General features: G+C 43.2%; 23 protein-coding genes and 1 pseudogene. 4 read left to right on the plus strand and 20 right to left on the minus strand.

Annotated elements, in window-relative coordinates; genetic code table 11:
- Positions 1 to 11: 11 nt before the first annotated feature.
- The 18 genes and pseudogenes from HMPREF9331_RS08410 to HMPREF9331_RS08495 all read right to left on the minus strand — a co-directional run bounded on the left by HMPREF9331_RS08410 (position 12) and on the right by HMPREF9331_RS08495 (position 12,902).
- A complete protein-coding gene (locus HMPREF9331_RS08410; protein WP_016420540.1) occupies positions 12 to 761 on the minus strand; it encodes an SDR family oxidoreductase in 750 nt (249 codons plus the stop codon).
- Positions 762 to 766: 5 nt separating this feature from the next.
- Positions 767 to 1,480: a GNAT family N-acetyltransferase gene (locus HMPREF9331_RS08415; protein WP_016420541.1), complete on the minus strand. Its 714-nt coding sequence runs from the start codon at positions 1,478 to 1,480 to the stop codon at positions 767 to 769.
- 31 nt (positions 1,481 to 1,511) lie between these two features.
- Positions 1,512 to 1,928, minus strand: a pseudogene (locus tag HMPREF9331_RS08420) (DNA alkylation repair protein); the annotation flags it as partial.
- 122 nt (positions 1,929 to 2,050) lie between these two features.
- Positions 2,051 to 2,470, minus strand: a complete 420-nt coding sequence (locus HMPREF9331_RS08425) for an LNS2 domain-containing protein (RefSeq protein WP_016420544.1) — start codon at positions 2,468 to 2,470, stop codon at positions 2,051 to 2,053.
- 58 nt (positions 2,471 to 2,528) lie between these two features.
- Complete coding sequence (locus HMPREF9331_RS13135; protein ID WP_040357283.1) at positions 2,529 to 2,681, minus strand: hypothetical protein; 153 nt, start codon at positions 2,679 to 2,681, stop codon at positions 2,529 to 2,531.
- Positions 2,678 to 3,253, minus strand: a complete 576-nt coding sequence (locus tag HMPREF9331_RS08435; RefSeq protein WP_016420545.1) for an ATPase — start codon at positions 3,251 to 3,253, stop codon at positions 2,678 to 2,680. The genes HMPREF9331_RS13135 and HMPREF9331_RS08435 overlap by 4 nt, the downstream gene beginning before the upstream one ends.
- Positions 3,246 to 3,920 (minus strand): hypothetical protein, encoded by a 675-nt coding sequence (locus HMPREF9331_RS08440; RefSeq protein ID WP_016420546.1) that lies wholly within the window; start codon positions 3,918 to 3,920, stop codon positions 3,246 to 3,248. Before HMPREF9331_RS08440 ends, HMPREF9331_RS08435 begins: the two co-directional genes overlap by 8 nt.
- A 6-nt stretch (positions 3,921 to 3,926) precedes the next feature.
- Positions 3,927 to 4,475, minus strand: coding sequence for a hypothetical protein (locus tag HMPREF9331_RS08445; RefSeq protein ID WP_040357333.1), 549 nt, complete (start codon positions 4,473 to 4,475; stop codon positions 3,927 to 3,929).
- Positions 4,476 to 4,483: 8 nt separating this feature from the next.
- Complete coding sequence (locus HMPREF9331_RS08450; protein WP_016420548.1) at positions 4,484 to 5,122, minus strand: peptidase E; 639 nt, start codon at positions 5,120 to 5,122, stop codon at positions 4,484 to 4,486.
- A 94-nt stretch (positions 5,123 to 5,216) separates the two neighbouring features.
- Positions 5,217 to 5,954 (minus strand): hypothetical protein, encoded by a 738-nt coding sequence (locus tag HMPREF9331_RS08455; RefSeq protein WP_016420549.1) that lies wholly within the window; start codon positions 5,952 to 5,954, stop codon positions 5,217 to 5,219.
- A gap of 101 nt (positions 5,955 to 6,055) precedes the next feature.
- Complete coding sequence (locus tag HMPREF9331_RS08460) at positions 6,056 to 7,453, minus strand: efflux transporter outer membrane subunit (protein WP_016420550.1); 1,398 nt, start codon at positions 7,451 to 7,453, stop codon at positions 6,056 to 6,058.
- 57 nt (positions 7,454 to 7,510) lie between these two features.
- On the minus strand, positions 7,511 to 8,005 hold the full coding sequence (locus HMPREF9331_RS08465; protein WP_234945873.1) for a carboxypeptidase-like regulatory domain-containing protein: 495 nt from the start codon (positions 8,003 to 8,005) through the stop codon (positions 7,511 to 7,513).
- Positions 8,006 to 8,062: 57 nt separating this feature from the next.
- The gene (locus HMPREF9331_RS08470) at positions 8,063 to 8,608 is read right to left on the minus strand and encodes a carboxypeptidase-like regulatory domain-containing protein (RefSeq protein ID WP_016420552.1); all 546 of its coding nucleotides are present in this window, start codon (positions 8,606 to 8,608) and stop codon (positions 8,063 to 8,065) included.
- A gap of 141 nt (positions 8,609 to 8,749) precedes the next feature.
- Positions 8,750 to 9,250 (minus strand): carboxypeptidase-like regulatory domain-containing protein, encoded by a 501-nt coding sequence (locus HMPREF9331_RS08475; protein ID WP_016420553.1) that lies wholly within the window; start codon positions 9,248 to 9,250, stop codon positions 8,750 to 8,752.
- Between the two features lie 78 nt (positions 9,251 to 9,328).
- Positions 9,329 to 9,982 (minus strand): carbonic anhydrase, encoded by a 654-nt coding sequence (locus tag HMPREF9331_RS08480; RefSeq protein WP_016420554.1) that lies wholly within the window; start codon positions 9,980 to 9,982, stop codon positions 9,329 to 9,331.
- A gap of 50 nt (positions 9,983 to 10,032) precedes the next feature.
- Entirely contained in the window at positions 10,033 to 11,148 is a 1,116-nt protein-coding gene (locus HMPREF9331_RS08485; RefSeq protein WP_016420555.1) for an efflux RND transporter periplasmic adaptor subunit, read from the minus strand.
- Between the two features lie 97 nt (positions 11,149 to 11,245).
- Positions 11,246 to 12,430 carry a Bcr/CflA family multidrug efflux MFS transporter gene (locus HMPREF9331_RS08490; protein ID WP_016420556.1) on the minus strand — a complete coding sequence of 395 codons (1,185 nt, stop codon included), beginning with the start codon at positions 12,428 to 12,430 and terminating at the stop codon, positions 11,246 to 11,248.
- Positions 12,417 to 12,902 carry a MarR family transcriptional regulator gene (locus HMPREF9331_RS08495; protein WP_016420557.1) on the minus strand — a complete coding sequence of 162 codons (486 nt, stop codon included), beginning with the start codon at positions 12,900 to 12,902 and terminating at the stop codon, positions 12,417 to 12,419. Before HMPREF9331_RS08495 ends, HMPREF9331_RS08490 begins: the two co-directional genes overlap by 14 nt.
- 238 nt (positions 12,903 to 13,140) lie before the next feature.
- On the opposite strand from HMPREF9331_RS08495, the gene HMPREF9331_RS08500 reads away from it, so the two are divergent.
- A complete protein-coding gene (locus HMPREF9331_RS08500; RefSeq protein ID WP_016420558.1) occupies positions 13,141 to 15,522 on the plus strand; it encodes a hypothetical protein in 2,382 nt (793 codons plus the stop codon).
- Positions 15,523 to 15,579: 57 nt separating this feature from the next.
- Here HMPREF9331_RS08500 and HMPREF9331_RS08505 read toward each other — a convergent pair whose 3' ends face one another.
- Positions 15,580 to 16,227, minus strand: a complete 648-nt coding sequence (locus HMPREF9331_RS08505; protein ID WP_016420559.1) for an O-methyltransferase — start codon at positions 16,225 to 16,227, stop codon at positions 15,580 to 15,582.
- A gap of 3 nt (positions 16,228 to 16,230) precedes the next feature.
- Positions 16,231 to 18,378, minus strand: coding sequence for a S46 family peptidase (locus HMPREF9331_RS08510; RefSeq protein WP_016420560.1), 2,148 nt, complete (start codon positions 18,376 to 18,378; stop codon positions 16,231 to 16,233).
- 233 nt (positions 18,379 to 18,611) lie between these two features.
- On the opposite strand from HMPREF9331_RS08510, the gene HMPREF9331_RS08515 reads away from it, so the two are divergent.
- From HMPREF9331_RS08515 to HMPREF9331_RS08525, 3 genes are all read left to right on the plus strand, one after another.
- A complete protein-coding gene (locus tag HMPREF9331_RS08515; RefSeq protein WP_016420561.1) occupies positions 18,612 to 18,860 on the plus strand; it encodes a GlsB/YeaQ/YmgE family stress response membrane protein in 249 nt (82 codons plus the stop codon).
- A gap of 291 nt (positions 18,861 to 19,151) precedes the next feature.
- Complete coding sequence (locus tag HMPREF9331_RS08520; RefSeq protein ID WP_016420562.1) at positions 19,152 to 20,825, plus strand: DUF1444 family protein; 1,674 nt, start codon at positions 19,152 to 19,154, stop codon at positions 20,823 to 20,825.
- Between the two features lie 7 nt (positions 20,826 to 20,832).
- The gene (locus tag HMPREF9331_RS08525; RefSeq protein WP_016420563.1) at positions 20,833 to 21,378 is read left to right on the plus strand and encodes a hypothetical protein; all 546 of its coding nucleotides are present in this window, start codon (positions 20,833 to 20,835) and stop codon (positions 21,376 to 21,378) included.
- The last annotated feature ends 10 nt before the right edge of the window (positions 21,379 to 21,388 follow it).

The raw sequence follows: 21,388 nt of genomic DNA on the forward strand, positions 1-21,388 counted from the left end.
TATTCTTTGTTCTAAAATTCTTGTTTGGTAGGGCGTAGCGTAATTTCGTTAATCGCCACCTCTTCGGGTTCACCTATGGCATAGGCTATGGCTCTGGCTACGGAGCTGGCAGGAATCTCATATTCTTTATAGAACGCCTGTATGTTGGCACTGGCCTCAGGGTCGGAGCTACCATACTTGAGTTCGCTCTCCACCGCCCCAGGGTAGAGAGTGGTGACACGGATATTATCCTTGGCCACCTCAGCACGTAAGCCTTCGCTAATGGCTTTGACGGCAAACTTGGTGCCACTATACACCGTACCACGCCCTGCTGCCACTCGCAATCCTGCTACCGAGGATAGGTTGATGATATGCCCACTGTGTTGCTGTTGCATAGTGGGGAGTACTGCTGCGATGCCATAGAGTACCCCTTTTATATTGATGTCAATCATCTTGTCCCACTCCTCCACCTTGAGTTTGTCCAAAGTAGCTTGTGGCATGATACCAGCGTTGTTAATCAGTACATCAATACGGCCATAAGTCTTAAGTGTCTCCTTAGTGATATGCTCCACATCGCTCTGTACAGCCACATCGGCAACTACCACAAGGGCTTCGCCTCCTTGAGCGGTAATTTCCGCGGCCAATTTCTCCAAACGCTCCTTGCGACGTGCGGCCAAAACGACCTTAGCTCCATATTTTGCCAAGAGCAGGGCGGTTGCTTCACCCAGGCCACTGCTGGCACCGGTGATAATCACTACTTTATTTTTGATATTTTCGGTCATAATTACTATATGTTAGTTTGTCTTATGGCGCGCAAAGACTGTCGTTGCTTGCCTTGTGAATCAAAATTATCAGGAGAAAGCCATTGCTCAAGAGCACGTTTGTTTTGAGGCCATTCCTTATCAATCATAGCAAACCAAGCGGTGTCACGCGAACGCCCTTTGTAGACGACTGCTTGCCTAAACGTCCCCTCATAGACAAACCCCAAACGCTCTGAGGCACGGCGCGAAGGCGCATTAAGGCTGTCACATTTCCATTCGTAGCGCCTGTATTGAAGGACTTCAAACACATATTTTGCCAAGAGATACTGCGCCTCTGTAGCCATACGTGTACGCTGCAAAGCAGGCGAATAGTTCACCCAGCCCACTTCTATCACTCTGCTTTTAGGGTCTATACGCATTAGGGCGAGCGTACCCACTGCTTTTTGCGTTTGCTTATCTACAATCGCCAGAAAATAAGGGTCGGCAGAGGCTTCCTGCTTAGTGAGTAAAGCGTACAACTCCTCTTTGTTCTTCGAAGGAGCTATAGAAAGGTATGTCCAATCGGGCATTACAGCTTTGGCTTCCAGATAGAAATCACTCAAATCGTCCAAATGTTTGGCTACAGAGAGGCGTTCCAACCGACAATAATTCCCTTCTAAGAGGGTTATATGCGGGGTTTCTCCTGCTGAAAAATCAGGTAAAGCCTCCCCTATGGGTTGATGATATTCGTTTGTGGTCATTCTGTTAATCATAATTAGTTGATACGCCTTACTATTTAGCGGCAAGGGTTCTCAGCGCCTTTTTTACAATATATTTGGTTTCTTTGGTAGGACTTTCACTTTCCCAACGCTCACAAAGGGCTGTTACGAAATCGGGGCTGGTTTTGCTGGCATCATTCAGCCAGTTCCCTACGCTATCTTGTACATACTTTGCCTTATCGGACTTCAATTTGTCTAATATAGGCAAATACACCTCTGGCTTTTCTTTCAAGGCTTCTATATGAGCACACCAGACACCCCGCGGGCGCAAGGCTTCTGTACTAAACCTGCGGATATTCTCATCTTCGCTTTCTGCCCAATGAGAAAGAAAAGCAATTGAAAAGTCCAGATGTTCACTCATTTCGGGGCGTAAGGCCATCCAAATAATCTCACGAACGCCAAAATGACTATCGGCTACCAAGGGTTTTAGCTAGCGAAAGTACTTCCAAAGGGATATCTACCGCCTTTTGAGCCCCTTTTCTGTTTTTGATGTCTTCGGTCATGAATCTAATCTATTAATCTGTCAGTTATCCCATTGGACAAGGTTTACTGCTAATCGCTAAAGACTTCTATGGTTTCTTCTTTGAGGACAAAATCGGTGAATTTGCCTTTGTAGCGGGTAGCCTTTACGATATGGTTATCTATCCAATGATAATTACCTCCACGAGGTTTGCCAAAGATGATGCCATGGTACTTAAAGCCATGCTTATCAAGCCACTGTTCGGTAATCTCGCGGAGTGCTTCGGTGCGTGAGGTGAAAAAATGGATCACATGCCCTTGGTCATACCATTTGTTCACCTGTTCCAGTGCATCGGGGAATACCTCTGCCGTAATCATTCGTTCGGGCTGTTCGTTGGGGATATCCTCGCATATAGTACCATCAATATCAATGAGGTAGTTCTTCACTCCTTCGGGCAATATAGGGTTTTTATTGCCATGAGCGTCTTCTTGTAAGGTAAATTTTTCAATCATAATGCATTATTTATGTAGGTTAATTTATTTATGTGTTCGCGTGATAATACACTAATTATCATGGAGTTATAATAGCGATTATCCCCCCTTTCTTGATAACTATTTTTTGATTATTCTTGCGCTTTTCGGCAATCATTCGCTTATAAGAAAGAGATAAACCTTTTAAAAGTTTTTCCCTAAATAATTTTCTTTCTGTATTTGTATCTTTCACATCTGTTCTTTTATTTGGTTAAATATTTCTATATCAAATACAAACTCTTCTCCCTCATATTTTTCTGCAATAAGAACACTTTCTCCTTCCGAATTGTCAAATATATAATATCTTTCTATCATATCCATATAAGTGGTAATCAGCTGGGTAATACCACTATGATACCTTCTTTCAATAATTTCATCGGGTATATTATGCCCTCCTTCGGCAACACGCTGAGCGACACGCTTTTTTGCTAGCTTAGAGGTGTTCAGCCAAAAGAACAACAGGGTAACCTCATAGCCATTGGCTTGTGCCCATTCTATTTTTTGCTTATAGCTTTTAGTAGCCAAAGTAGTTTCGAAGGCAAAAGTTTTTCCTTTTTGCAATAGTTCGTCCATACGAGCGAGCATTATTCTACCGGCTTGCATAGCTACGCTTTCAGGCTGGAAAGGCGATAACCCCTTGGCGATCTCGTCGGCATTGATAAACTCTTTGCAGTTGAGTACTTCGGGCAAAATGGTAAAGGAAGCGGTAGTTTTTCCTGCACCATTACAACCTGCTATGATATAGAGTTGTTTCTTATTACTCATCTGTCATCTCATAAAACCAATTTAAAAAAGGGTCATCGGTCACTTCGTCGTCCATACTATGAGGGTTTACCACTTCTAATCCTATCTTGGGGATAGTGGTATGAAATGTATTTTGCACCCACTCTTGGTATTGTGTATTGGGGTGTACGAACATTTCGTTCTTATCACTGTTAGGGGGGAGTGAATAATACTCGTCCCAACAAATTTCATCATAACCAATAGCCAAAAGACGCAAGAAATCCAAAGCGTTTTTCACCAATATACAGGTCATCATAGAACCTGAACCCGAACCGATATGTACGATTTGGGTACGCCCTTCATCGTCGAGCCATAGGGCACATTCCGAACCATCTCCTCCGCTCTGCGCGAAGGAAAGCAAACGCTGTGCTGTTTCCTCCTTATGTTTCCCGAAAGAAATCTCTAACAGCTCCTCACGTTCTGAGGGTTTTGCTACATAAAACGAAATATCAGTACCGCCTTCACGTTCATCTTCTTTCCAGCTCTCTCTTAGCTTATCTTGTGGATAGAGATAGCCATAGCGCACGCCATCTCTGTCCTCATAATAACCATTGTCCTCTATCCACTGATAGAGTTGGCGGAGTTCCTCAGGGATTTGCATTCCCTCAGGGAGGGCATTTCCTAATTGTTGTAATAAAATATTTTTCATTTTTCTTTACGATTCATACATCATCGCATCATACCAACCTTCAAAATCCTCATTTAGGCCATTATCCTCTATGCCCATAGGTACAAAAATATCTATTCCACTAGTACGTATAGGCGCTCTGTAGAAGTTCAATTGTTTCTTTACCACTTGCCATTTGTCTGCCTCCTCACCCCTAATCATACGCACTATTTGAGTGGTTCCCCTGTAGTCTATCCACAAGGCTACCATAGAACCGCTGTATAGATTTTCGGCAATTATCAAAAAACGCTCAGCAGCATCGTCGACATTCTTGCCAAAAGAAATGGTTAGGAGTTCTTTGCGAAAGTTTTCTTCTTCCACAAAGAAAGCAATATCAATATCTACATTGGGGTCATCACTAAGATAGGTCTCCCTAAAAGCACTTTTAGGATAGAGATACCCATAACGTACCCCATCATCTGAGTCCTCATAATAGCCGTTATCCTCTATCCACTGATAGAGTTGGCGGAGTTCCTCTGGGATTTGCATTCCCTTAGGGAGGGCATTTTCTAATTGTTGTAATAAAATATTGGGCATCATTAAAACTATTTTTTAGTTGCTCGTTTGGGTTTTTCAAGTGTTTTTATTTCATTACCTAAAACGGTAATTACTTGATTATTGGAAATGGGTCGCAGATCTATTTTTGGTGAATAGTCATTTACTATTTTTTGAGTAGCTTCCTTATATGGAAAGTTCAGATAATGAGGCAAAAAGTAAAAATCTACCAAATGTAAGCCTGAATAATCAGTGAGTTCTGGAACTTTTTTGGTCTCATCCATATCGCTAACAAATTCAATAGTAGGAGAGGCAATGATAGAACCCGCTGAAGTGCCTATGTACAACTTTCCATTATTAATTTGTTCTATAAGTAGCTTGTCAGCCCCTTTCTTTTTTAGTTCTTGCATTAGGTAGAATGTATTCCCTCCAGAAATGAAAATATAATCATTTCGCTCTAATGCTGTAGCTATTTCTTCGGTTGTAGCGGTAGAAATTTCTAATTCTTCTATGATAAGCCCTAATTTTTCAAAGGCTTTTCTATCATCATCTACATAAAAACGCACTTTTTCTACCAAACTTGCTGTTGGAATAAAAGCCAATTTTTTCCCTTTTAGGGGTTCCCCTGCAAAATCTTCAAATAATTTTGCTACTGAACTGAATGATGAGGTTAAAAATAATCTTTTCATTTGTGACAATTATTTAAGATTTCTAAATTTAGGGCGAATTGCCTCACATACTCTGCTTCACAGACTTTGCCCCTACACATACCACAAAACGATGTTACGAATAATCAAAAGTGAATAGTACGATACGACTTATAGGCTCGTACAGCATAATGATATAGCCTCCAGAACCTACCCAGTCGTAAGCCCCTGTTTCGGCTACGAGATAAAAAGGGTTTCCTTGGTATGAAATGTCAAACAGTACTTCATCGTCGGCCTCTCCATCTTCTATATGCATCTTAAAAGCCTTCGGATATTCCTCGTCTTCAATAGTGGAGCACCAGTTGCCATACTGAGGCTCTCCCCCTAATATCTCCAAATAGTTTTCCTTATTCAGTTTCCCATTATATTCAGGATAACGCAAATTCACCAATGTACCATATTTGGCTACATTTTCCTTACTCTTTTCATAGTTATCAGCCATTTCCCGAAAGAGTTCCTCCTCTTTGGAGTCAAAATCCCAATGGTGAATAGTAGTTCGCTCAAAATAACCTTCCTTGCCAAGGAACTCAAACTTATTATCATCAGTCAATCGGAAAGCCAGCCAGTTAGGTGCGGTATATTCGTTGTGATATTCAGTGGTATTATCGCCTATATAACCTTCGTAAGGTTCAAAAGGACAGAGCATATACACCTTTTGTCCTGCCCAATCGGGATTGATTTCTGCTAAATCAATACGCATCAAGGGCAGAAAATGGTTTTTAAGCCACGGTTGCTCTTTTACAAAAATGTCCTCCACCTTGGGGAACGCCTGCAAATGGTCGTTCAGTTCTTGGATTTCTTCTCTTGCTGTCATAGTTTTAAATTTCTGCCCCTCCCAAAGAATGGAAATAAGGTAGTCTTTAAAATCTTAAATTGTTTTTATTAATAAAATGGTTATTGCCTGTGCGGCTCGCACTACCTCCAACCACCACCAAGGGCTTTGTATAAGGTAATACCATATTGCATACGGGTAAATTGGGCATTGGCAACACTAAGTTCCGCATTGAGGCGGTTTACTTCGGCGGTGATCACCTCCAAATAATTCACCATACCACTATCAAATAACTGTTTGGAGTAGTCCGTAGCTTCTTGATAGGCTTTCATCTCCTTCGTTTTTAGCTCAATAAACTCGGTTTGGGTAGAGAAGTTCTGCATAGCATCGGATACTTCCTTACCAGCAGAGAGTACCGCCTTCTTGAAATTGAGCAAGGCAGTTTCTTGAGCGATTTGTTGTACCTCGTATTGGGTGCGAATCTGTCGGCGGTTCAAGATCGGTTGGGCTAATCCTGCTACAAAGTTAGCAAATATGGACTTAGCCGAAATCCATGTATCGAGTTCGGTAGAGGAAATACCCCCACGAGCCGAAAGCGTTAACGTAGGATAGAAAGCAGCACGGGCTACATTGGTCATCTCAAAGGCGTTGCGTAAGCTGAGTTCTGCGCGAGCTACATCGGGACGGTTCTGGAGGAGCTTAGCGGCATATCCCTGCTTAAATTCGGTAGGGAATTGCTGCTGGGCAAGCGTAGTGCGCTCTATCGTATGGGGTTCTTCCCCAAGGAGCACACAAATGGTATTCTCCAAAGCCCATATATTATTGCCTATGGTAACCAATTGTGCTTGAGCATTGTACACCAAAGCCTCTATCTGCTTGGTAGCTACTTCGGTAGTGGAACCTGCCTCCTTGAGGCTCTTGGTAGTCTCTAAGCTCTTTTGGCGGAAATCAATGGTTTGCTCCAGTACCTTTTTCTGCTCGTCAAGCATCAGCAGTTGGTAATAAGCCGTTGCCAAGGTAGCCACTACCTCGGATTGTACAGCTTTTTGAGCCTCTACGGTAGCAAGGTAAGAAGCATAAGAAGCACGGCGTTGGGCAGAGAGCTTGCCCCAGATGTCGGCCTCCCATGAGGCAGCGCCTGTGAGATCCCATAGGTTGCCGTAAGTACGTTCGCCTACGCCCCCCATCGCATTGATAGAGTTGGTGCTACGGGTATAATTTGCCCCTACCGATAAGGTAGGAATAAAAGCGGCTTTGCTTTGCTTGAGATACACCTGAGCGGAAGCTACGTTCTGCATGGCTACACGTACGTCAAGGTTGTTAGAAAGTGCCTTATTGATATGCCCTTGGAGAGTAGCATCGGTGAAGATATTGCGCCAAGAGACATTGGCACTGCTAAGACTATCGGCAGGCACTTGGTCAGCACGAAAGAGCTTTTCGTCTATAACATTGGGACGCTCGTAAGCTTTGCGACCTGCACAAGCGGTAAGGGTAAGGGCTATAAAAGCCGCCGCGAAACCTTTATAAATGATTCTGTTCATAATCTTAATTTAGGTAATAAGTAATAGATAATAAGCGATAAGGTTTTATAATATTAATTATTTTTGTTTGTTTTTGATATGTTGGTTATAGTAATCTTGGGTGTAAACAAACACATTATACATAGAAATCTGTTCTATTTCCTTAGGCATCTCATCCCAAGTGCGTATCTCATAGGTATAAAACTCTCCATTGCGCACACGCTCCTTGAATGCTTCTTCATTCGATTTTTCAACTTTTGAATCATCTAGGTAAAAACTAAAAGATAATGTATAAGGATCCACAAAATCTTTATAAATTACAACAGAATCTAATTGTACTTTATACTTTTGATGCGGTATATTCTTGATTACATAGTAATATTGTTTATTCATTTTATACCCTTTATATTCGCTTTCAGCAGAGAATTCTAATATATCAAATAGTTTTGCTTGTATAGTATAGTTTCCTTGGGCATCGGTATATACCTTTTCTCTACCATTGGAGACTATTACCCTAGGGAAAGGTTTATTTTCCTCATCAAAAACCCTTCCTGATACGGTGATTTGTGACATAGTGAAAAGCGTAAAAAAGAATAGAAATATAGTAAGTCGGGTCATATCAAAAATATTTTATTTCTTTTTACTCTTATTCTTTATATGCTCATTATAGTAATCTTTGGTATAGACAAGGACAGTATACCGAGAGAGCTTTTCTATAGTTTCGGGAAGTTCATTGCAAGTGCGTATCTGATAGGTATAAAACTCTCCGTTGCGCACACGCTCCTTGAATACTTCATTGTCTGTTGTGATTTTTTTATCATTAAGATAAAAGGAAATCCCATACGTACAAATTATTTCCATCTCACACTTATGCAAGGGAATCGAATAGAGTGTTTTATTACACTCTTGATAAGGTGTATTCTCTACCACACAGTATTCTTCATAGCCAATCTTACGCCCTTCCTCCTTGGCTTCTCCTTCGAAATAGAGAATATCAAATAGTTTTGCTTGTATAGTATAGTTTCCTTGGGAATCGGTATATACCTTTTCTCTACCATTGGAGACTATTGCCTTAGGGAAAGGTTTATTTTTCCCATCAAAAACCCTTCCTGATACGGTGATTTGTGCCATAGTGGAAAGCGTAAAAAAGAATAAAAGTATAGTAATTCGGATCATAGCTTATGGAAATTTTTATTTTTTTCAATATTCAACGATACGTTTATTTAACGAAAAGTATCTTTTTTCAGAAATCTACATACCGTAGAAAATACAAAACAGCACAGAAATCAAAGTTCAACGATTTATAACAAAATGTATTTATTCCTTTTTCTCTTTATCTTTGATATGCTCATTATAGTAATCTTTGGTATAAACATATAGAATATAATCGTAATAGTCGCTAATTCTGCTCGAAAAGAAAGCATTTTTCTTTAGTGAATACTGAAAAAACTCTCCGTTTCTGAGTCTTTCTTTAAAGGATTCCTTATCTTTTTTCTCAATAGGCACTCCATCGAGTACAAAAAGCATATCTGGTTTTTTCCTACCTCTATCACACTTATCAAAACTAATAGAATGTACAAATGCATCATAACTTTGATGAGGTGTTTCCGTCAGTACATAATGAGGTGTTTCGATTTCATAAGAGCGAAACTTTCGATCCAATCTATAAAAATAAATAACATCCCATAGTTTGGCTTCTATTTTATACCTGCCCTCACTATCGGTTCGCACCGTATCTCTTCCATTGGTAACCGGAAAATCAACATAGGGTCTTTTTTGATAGTCCGTTACCCTGCCTGTTATAGTAATTTGCGCCATAGCGGATATAGGAAAAAGGATAAATATCAAAAATGCCCTCATAACAACTCAAAATTCAAAACTGAAAACTTAAACCTCCTACTTATAATTCCAGTCTTCTCCGGTGAGGTCATATACCCTTTGGATACGCTTCATCAGCTCTACGAAGTCTATTTCCAAGTCTATCAGGCGTCCTGAACGAATGTCAAACACCCAGCCATGGACAATAGGATATTGGTGATAGAGGTAGCCTTCCTGTACGCAGGCCATTTTCGCCACGTTGATACACTGTTCTTCTACATTAAGCTCTACCAAACGGTCGTAACGCTCCTTAGGGGAGGTGATGCTATCAAGTTCATCCTGATGTAGGCGATACACATCGCGTATGGTTCTCAGCCAAGGGTTGAGTAGCCCCAAGTCTTTGGCTTGCATGGCGGCTTTTACCCCTCCGCAGTCATAGTGCCCACACACAATAATATGTTTCACTTGTAGGTGTTCCACGGCATATTGTATCACCGCCGTAGAACTCATATCGAGGGTATTGACCACATTGGCAATATTGCGGTGAACGAAGACATCACCAGGGCCTAATCCCATGAGCTCCTCGGCAGTTACACGGCTATCCGAGCAACCTATATAGAGGAAATCAGGGTTTTGTTCCTTGACGAGCTTTTTGAAAAAGTCCTTGTCTTCGCCTGTTTTTTTCTCGACCCACTGACGGTTATTTTCAAAAATGGTTTTATAAGAATCCATAAATAATGATTAATGCCAATAATGATTAATGACTAATGACTAATGTCGTCTTAGAAAATGGGTTGAATAGCCTTCACAATACTATCCATAGAAACGGATTGAGGCTTTACCTTATCACCAGTGCGTATGCCATTGAGTCCTTGTACGATAATCACATCACCCGCCTTGAGACCTGTCTCCACCACGGCCAAGTTATTAGCACGGTTCTTGAGGGTTACCACTGTTTGCTTGATTGTATTATCTTCTACCTTATAAACAAATATCTTTCCTTGCTGTTCGAACACTGCTACTTCAGGGATTACCAAGGACTTATCAAAAGTCTGTGGAATGAGGATGGTACCACTATTTCCGTTGGTAAGCAAGCGATCAGGGTTAGGGAAGGTCGCACGGATTTGGATAGATCCTGTGGTAGGGTCTATCTGTCCTGTAACGGTCTGTATCTTCCCCTTGTGGTTATACAGCTGTCCGTTGGCCAAAACAAGAGATACTTCGGCAAAATTGGCCAACTTCTCCTTAGTAGTAGCCCCTTTAGTTTGTGCAAGGAAAGAAAGATAATCCTTTTCGTTCATAGAAAAATAGGCATATACATCTTTCACATCGGAAACGGTAGTAAGTACCGTGTTGTTGGCTGTTACCAAGGCTCCCTCACGGTAAGAGATAGCCCCTACCACGCCACTTACAGGTGCTTTCACTACCGCAAAGCCTATATTACTTGCGATTTCGTTATAGGCAGCTTGAGCGCGTTGCAAGTTGGCCTGAGCTGTTTCGAGTTGTACCTTGCTGACAATGTTCTTCTCCACCAAGGGACGAATCTTATTGACCTCTACCTGAGCCACTTCCACCTGAGCCTTAGCTGAGGCGGCTGACTGGTTAAGGGTCTGTGTCTCGAGCTGGAACATAGGCTGTCCTTGAGAAACCGCTTGACCTTCATCTACCAATACCTTAGTGATATAGCCAGAGATTTTGGCCTGTACGGGACTATTAACGACTCCTTCTATATTGACAGGGAAAGAGAGGTCTGAGGTTGTACGCTGCTCTTCTACGGTAATCACTGGTAGCTCCTTAGGCCCACCTGCCCCCATCATAGCACCAGAGGCTTGCTGGTTTCCATTCTTACACCCTACTGCAAAGAGGGCAATACTTGAAAAAATTAAAACTTTATTCATCTTTTTAAATGTTTAATGATTAATGCCAATAATGATTAATGATTAATGCTGGCGAGAACTTGTCACTTGTCACTCGTCATTTGTCACTCATCACTCGTCACTCGTCACTTGTCACTAATAACTTATACGTTCCTACTGAAATCAAAATACATAGTGTTATAGCAAAGAGCATAGGCTGGTCGGTAGCGGCGGAGAACAAGGCTAAGATAGCCCCAATCACTGCCCCCGTGGCAAAGCGAAACATACCTATAAGCGAGTTGGCCGTACCTGCTGTGCGAGGGAATAGCTCCAAGACAGCCGCATTGGCATTGCTCGATACCACCGAAACCATTCCTACATAGAAGGCAACCCCTATAGCTACAGGCCACAAGCCCCAGTGGAAAATAGCACAAAGTCCCAACCACAAGCCTGCTGTAAGCTGTATGCCAAGCCCTATACGCAAAACATGCTCCGTCCCTAAGCGACCTACAAAACGTCCCGAAAGGAAAGTAGCTACCATCATCACCCCTATATTAAGGATAAAAAAGTACCCAAAATGCTGGGGTGCTACCCCATATACCCCTGTATAGACCAGCGAACCAGAGGTCAAGAAACAAAACATTCCCGAATAGGAAAAGGCATTGGTAAAGATATAGCCAATAACCTTTTTATTGGTAGCTACTTGGCGGTAATTGCGTAATACGCCTATGATATCCAAGGGAATACGTCGCTCCTTAGGCAAAGACTCTGGGATGCGTAGCCACACCAAAAGGGCAGCGAGCAGTCCCAATACTGTCAATAGGTAAAAAATAGCCTGCCAATGAAACCAATCGGCTATATACCCTCCTAAGATAGGGGCTACCAAGGGCGCCACCATCGTTACGAGCATCACCATGGACATCATCTTGGAGAAAGCCTCCTTGTTGAAAAGATCTCTAAGCAAGGCGCCTGCAACCACCGCAGGAGCAGAACCAAAAAAGCCTTGCAGAAAGCGCAATATATAAAAGTAGTATAACTCCCCCACCTGAGTGAGCCACAAGGCAATCACTGCCGCTACGATCACCCCTACAATAATCGTAGGCTTGCGTCCATAGCTATCCGAAAGTGGCCCCCAGAGCAATTGTCCCACGGCAAAGCCCATGGTAAAGAGCGCCAAGGTCGTCTGAATCCGCTCTTTGGAGACATGTAAGTCCGAGGCTATCGCCCCAAAGGACGGCAAGTACATATCTATCGCCAAAGGGGTAAGCATGGAGAGCAACCCCAAGATAAGGATAAATAGGATATCGGTATTATGGTTTTTCACTTATTTCTTCTTGTTTTAGTTTTTTCAAAAAATCTTCAGTAAGCGCCTCTATTTGTTCTAAATAATCCAAGAATAGTCCTAACTTATGTATTCTTTCCTCGGTAAAGGAGTGTTCGCTCTCATTCTGTGCCTTCATATACTGCTGAAAGCGTACAGTAAAATCTTTTTCATAACGAATCAGCCCCAAAAACCCTTCAAAACGCTTGTCAAAAGGAAAGGACTTGAAGTATTTGCGACGTTTTCCCTCTTTGGTTTCGTAGTAGATTAGCTCCTTGTCCAATAGCAAGTGGATATTGGTAGAGAGTGCACTCTTGCTGACTTTCAATCGCTCTATCAGATCCTCAAAAGTAAGCCCATGTGTGCGGCCTTCTATAGCCAACACCGAGAGGATCTTGGCGGCCATAGGAGACAGATAATGCAGGCGGCGGAAGAGTTCCGCCATCATCTCAAGCAAGACAAGCCGTTCTTTCATATCTTCGTTCTTCACTTAATCTGAGTGCAAAGATAGTCATTTAGCTCTATTGCTTGCGAACCAAAGTTATAAACTTTTGTTAATTTTTGTCATTCACTCATCAGCCCTCCTTGTTTACGCTCTTACTAGCTCACTATTTTATTTGGAAAGATGTCCAATATTTACTATTTTTGCGCAATTTTAAGGGACAAACACCAGCAGTCAGTAATCTATCTGGTATTAATCATTAATCATTAAAATGCGTCTATTATATATCTTATTAGCTCTCTTGGCAATAGGTTGTTCCAAGGGGGGAGGGGATCGCAGCTCTGTGGAAGTACTTTTGCGTAAAAACCCCTCTATGCTGCTACATATCCACCAAAAAGACCAGTTTGTTAGTCAAGCCATTAACCATGATTTTTGGAAGGAATACTTTAAGTACTATCCCAATGGGAATGTACAGAACCTATTGCGTTCCTTGCCTGTGGATAAGGACATCTGGTTGGGCTATACCCATGAGGGGGTGTATCTGAGCTGCAGATTACCTGAAAAAGATACGCTTAGCTCTTGGAAGTCCCTTACCTCTGAACAGTTGGATTCCCTAACCATAGAAAACAAAAAGTGGTACTATCGCTATCATGAGCGCAACCTGCTAGTAGGCTCGCTCAAAGACCTTCCACAGTGGGAGAGAGAAACCGAAGAGGAGCACCCTTATGAGGATTTCTACAAACTCAACAAGACCACCAGTGAGGATGTGGTAGCCAATTTGTTTCTCTCGCCTAAGAAAAACCAAGAGTTTGTCGGAGGGATCTTTCCCCCTCACCTGGTAGCACAAATCGGTGATTGGACGGCTTGGGATATCTTCCTTGATAGGCATACCTTTCGCCTGAGTGGCTCCTCGCTGCGTCCTGCCGATAGCCTACCACAGTTACCGCTGTCCAAACCCCAAAAAAACAGCCTTGAGAGTGCTTTTGTCATTCCCCAATCGGCTAAGGATATAGAGGCTTATGCCTTTGACGAGGCACTGATCCCCGATGAGTTTTACTTTGATTTCCAAACAGATATATCTTCTGTAGCGTTCTTCGATTTTGCAGGAGATTCCTTGGCCGTACTACACAGCGAGAACCCTACCGAGACACTGCGCTACTTTACCATACTCAAGACAGAGACCTTCCAAGGTGCTTCTCTCTATCAGATAGAGGAACTCTCAGACGCACAGTCGTTCTTTAGTATATTTGGCCATGAGCTAGCCCCTAAGTATATCTATAAGCAGGAGGACGATCTTATCTTTGCCCAACAGCGAGGCGCTCTTGAGCAACTTATCAATGCGCTCCAGCTCAAGCAGAGCCTAGCCGAGCAATCCCGCTTTGCCGCCCTCAAGGAACAGAGTAGTAGCCAAACCGCTTTTGTTGCGGTAGCCAACCTTAGCGAATCATCAGCTTTCGCCAAGAAATACCCTGCCCTGGCCGCTCGCTATGGCTATGCTGCCCTACAGCTAAGTCCCGAAGAGCATTTCTACCAACTCACGCTCTCGGCTACTGCGGCTAAGGTAGGGGAAAGCGCCTTAGAAACCACCGATACCTTTGCTAACCCCACCCAAGGCAATACACCCACAAGTGAAGGGGCTGCCCTTGCTGAACGCTTCCAGCTAATCCTTGACAAAGATGCCCATACCCTCCCCCACTTTGTTACCAACCACCGTACAGGGCAACGCGAAGTGGTCATTCAGGATACTGACAACCAACTCTACCTCATAGGCCATGATGGGAAAATCCTTTGGAAAAAACGCTTGGATAGTCCTATCGTAGGGGAGATATACCAAGTAGATCTCTTCCGCAATGGTTTCTTGCAATTGGCTTTCAATACCCAATACTCCAGCTATGTGATAGACCGCAATGGCAAGGAGGTTATGCCTTTCTGTCATTCATACAAGAACCCTCTGCTACCCTTGCAAATCTTTGACTATGACCGCAATAAAGATTACCGCTTTGTGATCTGTGACAACTATCGCATCCGCCTTGAGGACAGGCGCGGGGAGGAGGTCAAGGGCTTCGAGGGCAGCCATGTCCCAGTAGGGATTAAGGCTACTCCTCAGCACATGCGTTTAGCAGGTAAGGACTTTATCGTCTTCCCAAAAGCAGACAATCACCTTAGTATCCTCCACCGCAATGGTAGTGTACGTATTCCCCTTAGCCAAACCTTTGCCTTTTCTGACAACCCTATACGCGCTTATAAGGATTGCATCTGCTTTACTACCGAGGACGGCAAGCAGTACTATATAGACAGCAACGGAGGCCTACGCCAAGAATCCTTAGGGGTAGCCGCAGGACATTACTTTGATGTATTGGACGATACTTGCGTGGTACTAAGCGGCAACAAACTGATTATTAACAAGAAAAAAATAGACCTCCCCTATGCCGACTATGCGCGACCTCGCCTGATACAGACACCCAAGGGGCTGCTTATCTCAGTACTTGACCAGCAGAACCACCAGCTCTACCTGCTCAATGCACAAGGAGAGATTTATCCAAATTTCCCTATCTACGCCCTCTCCCAAGCGGATGTCACCGTGGAAGCAGGTAAGCTGCTACTGACTTTTCTAAAGGAGAAAAATACAGTAACAGTGGTAAGTGAAAAGTGAAAAGAGCCAGCGTGTGCTTCTCTTTTCACTCTTCACTCTTCATTCTTCACTATTCACTTAATTGCTTTTTACTCTTGAGAGTGTTAGTCCATCGCGTATAGGCAGCAATACCGTTTCCAAACGTGGATCGGTAGCTAAGCGCTCATTATAGGCCATAAGGACTTGGGTATGTTTGTCATTGTCCTTGACTGGCTCCACCACCTTACCACTCCAAAGCACATTGTCCGAGAGGATCACCCCTCCTACGCGCATCTTAGGCAAGACCGCCTCTAAGTAATTGAGGTAGTTCTTCTTATCGGCATCTATAAACACTAAGTCTATGGCATCGGGCAAGGTAGGCAAGACCTCAAGAGCAGGAGCAAAGTGCTGTACAATCTGCTCTCTGTAAGGACTCTGCCCGAAGTATTTGTTCTGAATATCCTCATATTCCTCATTAGCTTCTATGGTATGTAGCCGCCCCAAAGGAGCAAGCCCCTCGGCCAAGCAGAGCGTTGCATAACCTGTGAAGGTACCTATTTCCACTATATAGCTAGGGGCGAGCAGCTTGGAGAGTACACTAAGCAGGCGCCCCTGCAAGTGGCCACTGAGCATACGAGGCTGCAAGACCCTCAGGTGTGTTTCACGCACAAGAGCCGCCAATAAGGGCGGCTCCTGCTGGCTATGCTGTTCGGCATAGCGCTCTAAATCTTCTGAAAGAAAGTGCATAAGTTATTGCATTAGGGTCATTTCATCTACCACATGTTTGGCACCTGCATAGGTATCTATACACCAAAGCACGTAACGAATATCCACCACTATGGTACGTTGGAGCTTTTTGTCAAAGATCACATCACCGGCCATAGCCTCTATATTACCGTCAAAGGCCAAGCCGATAAGCTCCCCCTTGCCATTGAGCACAGGCGAACCAGAATTACCCCCTGTAATATCATTGTTGGTTAGGAAATTCACATGCATGGTGCCATCCTTATCTAAGTAACGACCAAAATCACCTTTTTGGTACATCTGGACAAACTTCTCTGGCATGTCAAACTCTGGATCCCCTGGCTTATATTTATCCAACATGGTTTTGAAAGTGGTGTAGTAGTTACGCTTCACATCATAATTGCGCTTATCCTTTGGCAAGGACTTCACGCTGCCATAGGTAAGGCGTAAGGTAGAGTTCGCATCAGGATAGAGAATTAGGCTCACCTTGGAATCGCGCATACCCTTTACATATTTGCGGAAAGCCTTTTGGTAAGTATCCTTCAGCGCTTCATCTTCAGAGCTATAATACTTATCCACCAAGGCCTTAGCTATATGTGCTAGTGGGTCTTTGTCAAGTGCTTCTTGGCTTGGATTTTGGAAGAACTTGTCTATATTCTCCTTAGTTGTAAAGATACTACGGGCAAATACCTCTGCGGCATATTTCTTAAAATCCCCCTTATACTGCTGCTTAATCTCAGCCAATTCTTGAGGAATATCGGTAGACTTGTCCGCATAGAGCTTAAGGTTATCAGCGAAAAGGTCTATCTCGGCAGGGAGATAGGTACGGTCATAATAGTTGTAAAGCGCCTGGGTTACACGCTCTTTGAGCTGCTGTTTTTCCTTATCGGAAGAAGAGTTGAGGTACAAAGAGAGTTCCTTGGCCAAGGGATTTGCCTGAGAGGCGAGTTGGCTAGCTCTAAAGAAAATAGCCAAGTAGTTTTGGTTGGCTGCCTGTTCATTCGTCTTGGCAAAGAAAGACGCTAAGTCGGTTAGCACAGCACCATATTCTGCTTTGTTCTCCTGCTTAGCTGCCCATTTGGCAAATTTCTTTTCTGCCTTGCGCTTAAGCGCTACGGTCTTGTGAGCAGTAAGGGCATCAATCATTCCTTGGCGATTCTTCCAATAGTTGGCCAAGCCTGCATAAGCAGAAGCATATTTGAGGCGTACAGCATTATCGGCATCCATATGTTTTTTCATGGCATCCATAGCTGTTTTGGAAGCCTCTACCCAAGCGGGGTAGCCATATTTCACCTGCTGATCCACCCAATAGGAAGGCACCCAGCGGTTGGTACGACCAGGATAACCCAAGATCATCGCAAAATCCTTCTCTTCCACTCCTTTGAGACTTACATTGAGGTATTTTTGTGCCTTCATCGGAATATTCTCAGGCGAATACTCAGCAGGATTGCCATTCTTATCGGTGTATACACGGAACACGGAGAAGTCGCCTGTATGGCGTGGCCATTCCCAGTTGTCGGTATCCCCCCCGAATTTGCCTACATTCTCAGGAGGAGTACCCACCAAGCGCACATCCTTGAAGTCCTGATATACAAAGTAGTAGAACTCATTGCCTTGGAAGAACGAACGCACGGAAACCACATACTTGCCTCCCTCATCGTTCTCTTTTTGAATCTTGTTTATTTCTGTATTGAGGGCGGCCTCGCGTTCTTTCTCACTCATAGAAGGATTTACCACCGCGAGCATACGATCGGTAACATTGTCCATACGCACAAAGAAGCGTACAGAAAGACGCTTAGGAGAGAGCTCATCGGCCTTGGTTTTTGCCCAATAGCCGTCGCGTAAGTAGTTATGCTCAGGGGTAGAAAGGCCTGCAATCGCCCCATAGCCACAGTGATGGTTGGTAATAACTAGCCCATCGGGGGAGATAATACTGGCCGTACACCCCCCGCCAAACTGCACTATGGCATTCTTAAGGCTGTTATTGTTGATACTATAGATCTCTTCAGCGGTAAGCTGCAAGCCCTCTTTCTGCATATCGCGCTCGTTCAGGCGCTTGAGGAACATCAGGAACCACATCCCCTCATCGGCTCTGACCATAGAGGGCAGAAGTAATAACAGAGAGGTTACAAAGGAAAAAATAACTTTTCTCATTCGGTTAGGTTTTTAGGAATTTAATAAAGGGCAAAAGTACGAAAAAATTATCAATTAGCCAATCAGGAACCTCTCCAATTCGTAAGCTACTACAAAGCTAGTCAAAGGGCTTGTTACGCTGCCGCGAACTTGCAGAGACTAACCCTATATAGATGCCGCGATAAAAAAAGATAAGCAAGTAAATATCTAAAAAATAATTATTACCTTTGTACTCTAATTTAATATTAAGATTTATGAGTATTATTGCAACACTTATTATTGGAGCCATCGCTGGATGGTTAGGAGGAGTTATCTACAAGGGTAGTGGACTAGGCCTTCTTGGGAATATCATTGTTGGTATTCTTGGAAGTGGCGTTGGGTATTGGCTTTTAGCAAGTGTGTTTCACATCTCACTTGGAGAAGGATTGATTGGTTCTATCTTGACTGGAGCCATTGGAGCCATTGTTATTTTATTCTTGATAAATTTGATATCTAAGAAGTAATAAAGAAGCTACTTACACGAGTTTCTAAAAGCCAATGAGTACCTACTCACTGGCTTTGAAAATTTTTTATAACACCTATTTCACATTAATCAAGGTAAGAAGAAGAGAGCTGACTACACTAGCGCGAGCTTTCAGCTCGCGCTAACAATGAAAAAAAACACAACCCTCTGATAATCTTGCTATTACAAAATTTTCAGGTTAAAAATTTCCAAAAAATAATTTTTCTTTGCGAATATTTCATCATTACAAAAGAAGTTTATATATTTGCCTTTGGAAAAAACAGAAAGAAAAATGGGATTATTAGATTTATTTAAAAAGAAAAAATTCGATGAAACAGACTTAAAATCAATAACTTACAAAAGATATTGGTTAGATTCTATTTCTACTATTCTCATTCCTACCGATTGGGAAGTAACTAATACTGACCGTTTTTTAGCTAAATCTGCCGATGATAGAGCGATCCTTACGGTAATGAGTTCCGAAGAACCCATCAAGGGAGAAATTAACAAAGCGTTCTTCGAACGTCTCAAAGGCGATTTCTTCAAGGAATATGAGAGAGATGGTTTCACCGCACTGGATGAGACCACTGCTAACGAGCGCTATATCAGTAAAACTTTCCGCACCTACGACGAGGTAGAGTACCATTTCACTTGTGCCAAAAAGATTGACGACAAGGCTATTATTACCGAGATTATCCTTCGCCACAAGGATTCCTATAGCCTTGAGATGCGCGAACTAGTGGATAAGATAGGTATGAGCATACAGTATGTACCCGACTTCACCCGCCTTTTCGCTCAGCGTTTGGTAACTAAGAACCCCAATGTACAGGTGAGAAAAACCAAAGGCCTTGAAATAGAATGGATGCTCAAAAGTGAGCCTGGACAGCTCATCACCAGTTTCCTTGACAATGCCTATGCCGAATATATGCACCGCAGTGATTTCTATCTAAGTGAAATCATTGAAAAATATGCCAGTTCCATACTTGAGACTATTCCCAAGCAAAAACCTAAACCGCAGCCTGAAAAACCAAAAGAAACGGCCAAGAAGGAAGAGCCTGTGATCATCACCACGCCTCCTCCTGCCCAGCCGCCTAAGCCTAAGGAAGAAGCGCCTAAACCTAAGGAAGAGACGCCTAAGGCTCCTGCTGCCCAGCAGCCCGTACAGCCTGTGGAAAAACCCGTGGAAACTCCTGCTGACAAGACCCCTAAGCCAGTGGAAAAACCCATCGAACCCCCTGTGGTTGAGACTCCTAAGGCAGCAGAAAAACAAGAAAAAGCACCTCACTTCCCCGATGTGGAGGCCTTTACCCGTGGAGAAAAACCTGCGGTTGAGACCCCTGCCCCCCAAGTGGCTAAATCGGTTGAAGTGGCCAAACCTGTTACAGCCCCTATCCTAGGAACTCATGTAGAAGCACCTGAAGAAATCGACGAAATGGTCATAGGAGGCATTGTTATTAAGAAAGAGGAAATTTTCCCACTGGTGAGAACCACTGGCTTCATAGAAGAACTCAAAGCAGAGATACCCGACTTGCTCTATGAGAATATCAATAGTGAATTGGGTGTGATCTACTTGGTTCGTGATGAGAAGATCAGCCTTACTATGGGCGATCTCAGAAACCTACACTTGGATATGCTTGCACTGAAATCATTGGCGGTACAGAACCTTATCAACCAGATAGAAGTAGGGGTTGAGGAAGAAGGCAACCGCTATACTATTGTGGCCGATGGCAAGTTCGAGGCTAGCTTCTTAGTGGTTTCCGACCTTTGGTCTAAGGACAACATCCCTGTAGAGGGTACCATCACCGTAGGAGTTCCTGCCAACAATGTACTGCTCATCACCGGTAGTGCCAACCCTAATGATATGAACTGGATACGCCACAGAGTCGCCCAAGCCTATGTAGAGAGCAATATTCCAATCTCGGACAAGCTCTTTGAGGTAAAAGGAAACTCTCTTATTCCTCTGTAAGTATTATATGAAAAAACTACTTTTTTTAATCATCACTATACTAAGCCTCGCCTGCCATGCACAGGACGATAAGAATATCCTTTTGCCCCAAAACCAAAAGCAAAGTAACTTCTTTGACAACTTTACCATAGGCGGCAACATAGGAGCCTCTTTTGGAAACAACCTTTGGGGTGTGTCCTTGGCTCCCCGTATAGGCTATAAGGTTACCGAAGATTTTGAAGTGGCTTTTTCAGTGAATTATTACTACCAAAAAAGTCCAAATGTTCAATACAACTCTCTGAGCTTAGGCCCCTCGCTGAACTACTATATAGCGCGCAATTTCTATGTAAAAACTTCATACCAACACTATTTCATAGATCAGAAGACAAGAGGGATTAGCGAGCATTACAAGAGGGAAGAATCCGCGCTATACTTAGGGGCTGGCTATATGCAATACTTAGGGGGACGTTCCTACCTGCGCTTAGGTTTCTCTTACAATGTGTTGTATGACAAAGATAAAAGTATTTTCTCCTCTGGCCTGTCTCCTGAGGTAGGGATCGTCATAGGGTTATAATACTTAACTT

Source organism: Capnocytophaga granulosa ATCC 51502 (assembly GCF_000411115.1).
In the GTDB taxonomy this organism is placed as follows: domain Bacteria; phylum Bacteroidota; class Bacteroidia; order Flavobacteriales; family Flavobacteriaceae; genus Capnocytophaga; species Capnocytophaga granulosa.

Bases quoted from the DNA above. Each gene is read 5' to 3' on its own strand.
- HMPREF9331_RS08525 (WP_016420563.1), top strand. From the start codon at position 20,833: ATGAAAAAACTACTTTTTTTAATCATCACTATACTAAGCCTCGCCTGC.
- HMPREF9331_RS08435 (WP_016420545.1), bottom strand. From the start codon at position 3,253: ATGAGTAATAAGAAACAACTCTATATCATAGCAGGTTGTAATGGTGCA.
- HMPREF9331_RS08415 (WP_016420541.1), bottom strand. From the start codon at position 1,480: ATGACCACAAACGAATATCATCAACCCATAGGGGAGGCTTTACCTGAT.
- HMPREF9331_RS08505 (WP_016420559.1), bottom strand. From the start codon at position 16,227: ATGCACTTTCTTTCAGAAGATTTAGAGCGCTATGCCGAACAGCATAGC.
- HMPREF9331_RS08485 (WP_016420555.1), bottom strand. From the start codon at position 11,148: ATGAATAAAGTTTTAATTTTTTCAAGTATTGCCCTCTTTGCAGTAGGG.
- HMPREF9331_RS08445 (WP_040357333.1), bottom strand. From the start codon at position 4,475: ATGCCCAATATTTTATTACAACAATTAGAAAATGCCCTCCCTAAGGGA.
- HMPREF9331_RS08470 (WP_016420552.1), bottom strand. From the start codon at position 8,608: ATGATCCGAATTACTATACTTTTATTCTTTTTTACGCTTTCCACTATG.
- HMPREF9331_RS08410 (WP_016420540.1), bottom strand. From the start codon at position 761: ATGACCGAAAATATCAAAAATAAAGTAGTGATTATCACCGGTGCCAGC.
- HMPREF9331_RS08465 (WP_234945873.1), bottom strand. From the start codon at position 8,005: ATGTCACAAATCACCGTATCAGGAAGGGTTTTTGATGAGGAAAATAAA.
- HMPREF9331_RS08460 (WP_016420550.1), bottom strand. From the start codon at position 7,453: ATGAACAGAATCATTTATAAAGGTTTCGCGGCGGCTTTTATAGCCCTT.
- HMPREF9331_RS08520 (WP_016420562.1), top strand. From the start codon at position 19,152: ATGGGATTATTAGATTTATTTAAAAAGAAAAAATTCGATGAAACAGAC.
- HMPREF9331_RS08480 (WP_016420554.1), bottom strand. From the start codon at position 9,982: ATGGATTCTTATAAAACCATTTTTGAAAATAACCGTCAGTGGGTCGAG.
- HMPREF9331_RS08515 (WP_016420561.1), top strand. From the start codon at position 18,612: ATGAGTATTATTGCAACACTTATTATTGGAGCCATCGCTGGATGGTTA.
- HMPREF9331_RS08475 (WP_016420553.1), bottom strand. From the start codon at position 9,250: ATGGCGCAAATTACTATAACAGGCAGGGTAACGGACTATCAAAAAAGA.
- HMPREF9331_RS08425 (WP_016420544.1), bottom strand. From the start codon at position 2,470: ATGATTGAAAAATTTACCTTACAAGAAGACGCTCATGGCAATAAAAAC.
- HMPREF9331_RS08450 (WP_016420548.1), bottom strand. From the start codon at position 5,122: ATGAAAAGATTATTTTTAACCTCATCATTCAGTTCAGTAGCAAAATTA.
- HMPREF9331_RS08455 (WP_016420549.1), bottom strand. From the start codon at position 5,954: ATGACAGCAAGAGAAGAAATCCAAGAACTGAACGACCATTTGCAGGCG.
- HMPREF9331_RS08500 (WP_016420558.1), top strand. From the start codon at position 13,141: ATGCGTCTATTATATATCTTATTAGCTCTCTTGGCAATAGGTTGTTCC.
- HMPREF9331_RS08495 (WP_016420557.1), bottom strand. From the start codon at position 12,902: ATGAAAGAACGGCTTGTCTTGCTTGAGATGATGGCGGAACTCTTCCGC.
- HMPREF9331_RS08510 (WP_016420560.1), bottom strand. From the start codon at position 18,378: ATGAGAAAAGTTATTTTTTCCTTTGTAACCTCTCTGTTATTACTTCTG.
- HMPREF9331_RS08440 (WP_016420546.1), bottom strand. From the start codon at position 3,920: ATGAAAAATATTTTATTACAACAATTAGGAAATGCCCTCCCTGAGGGA.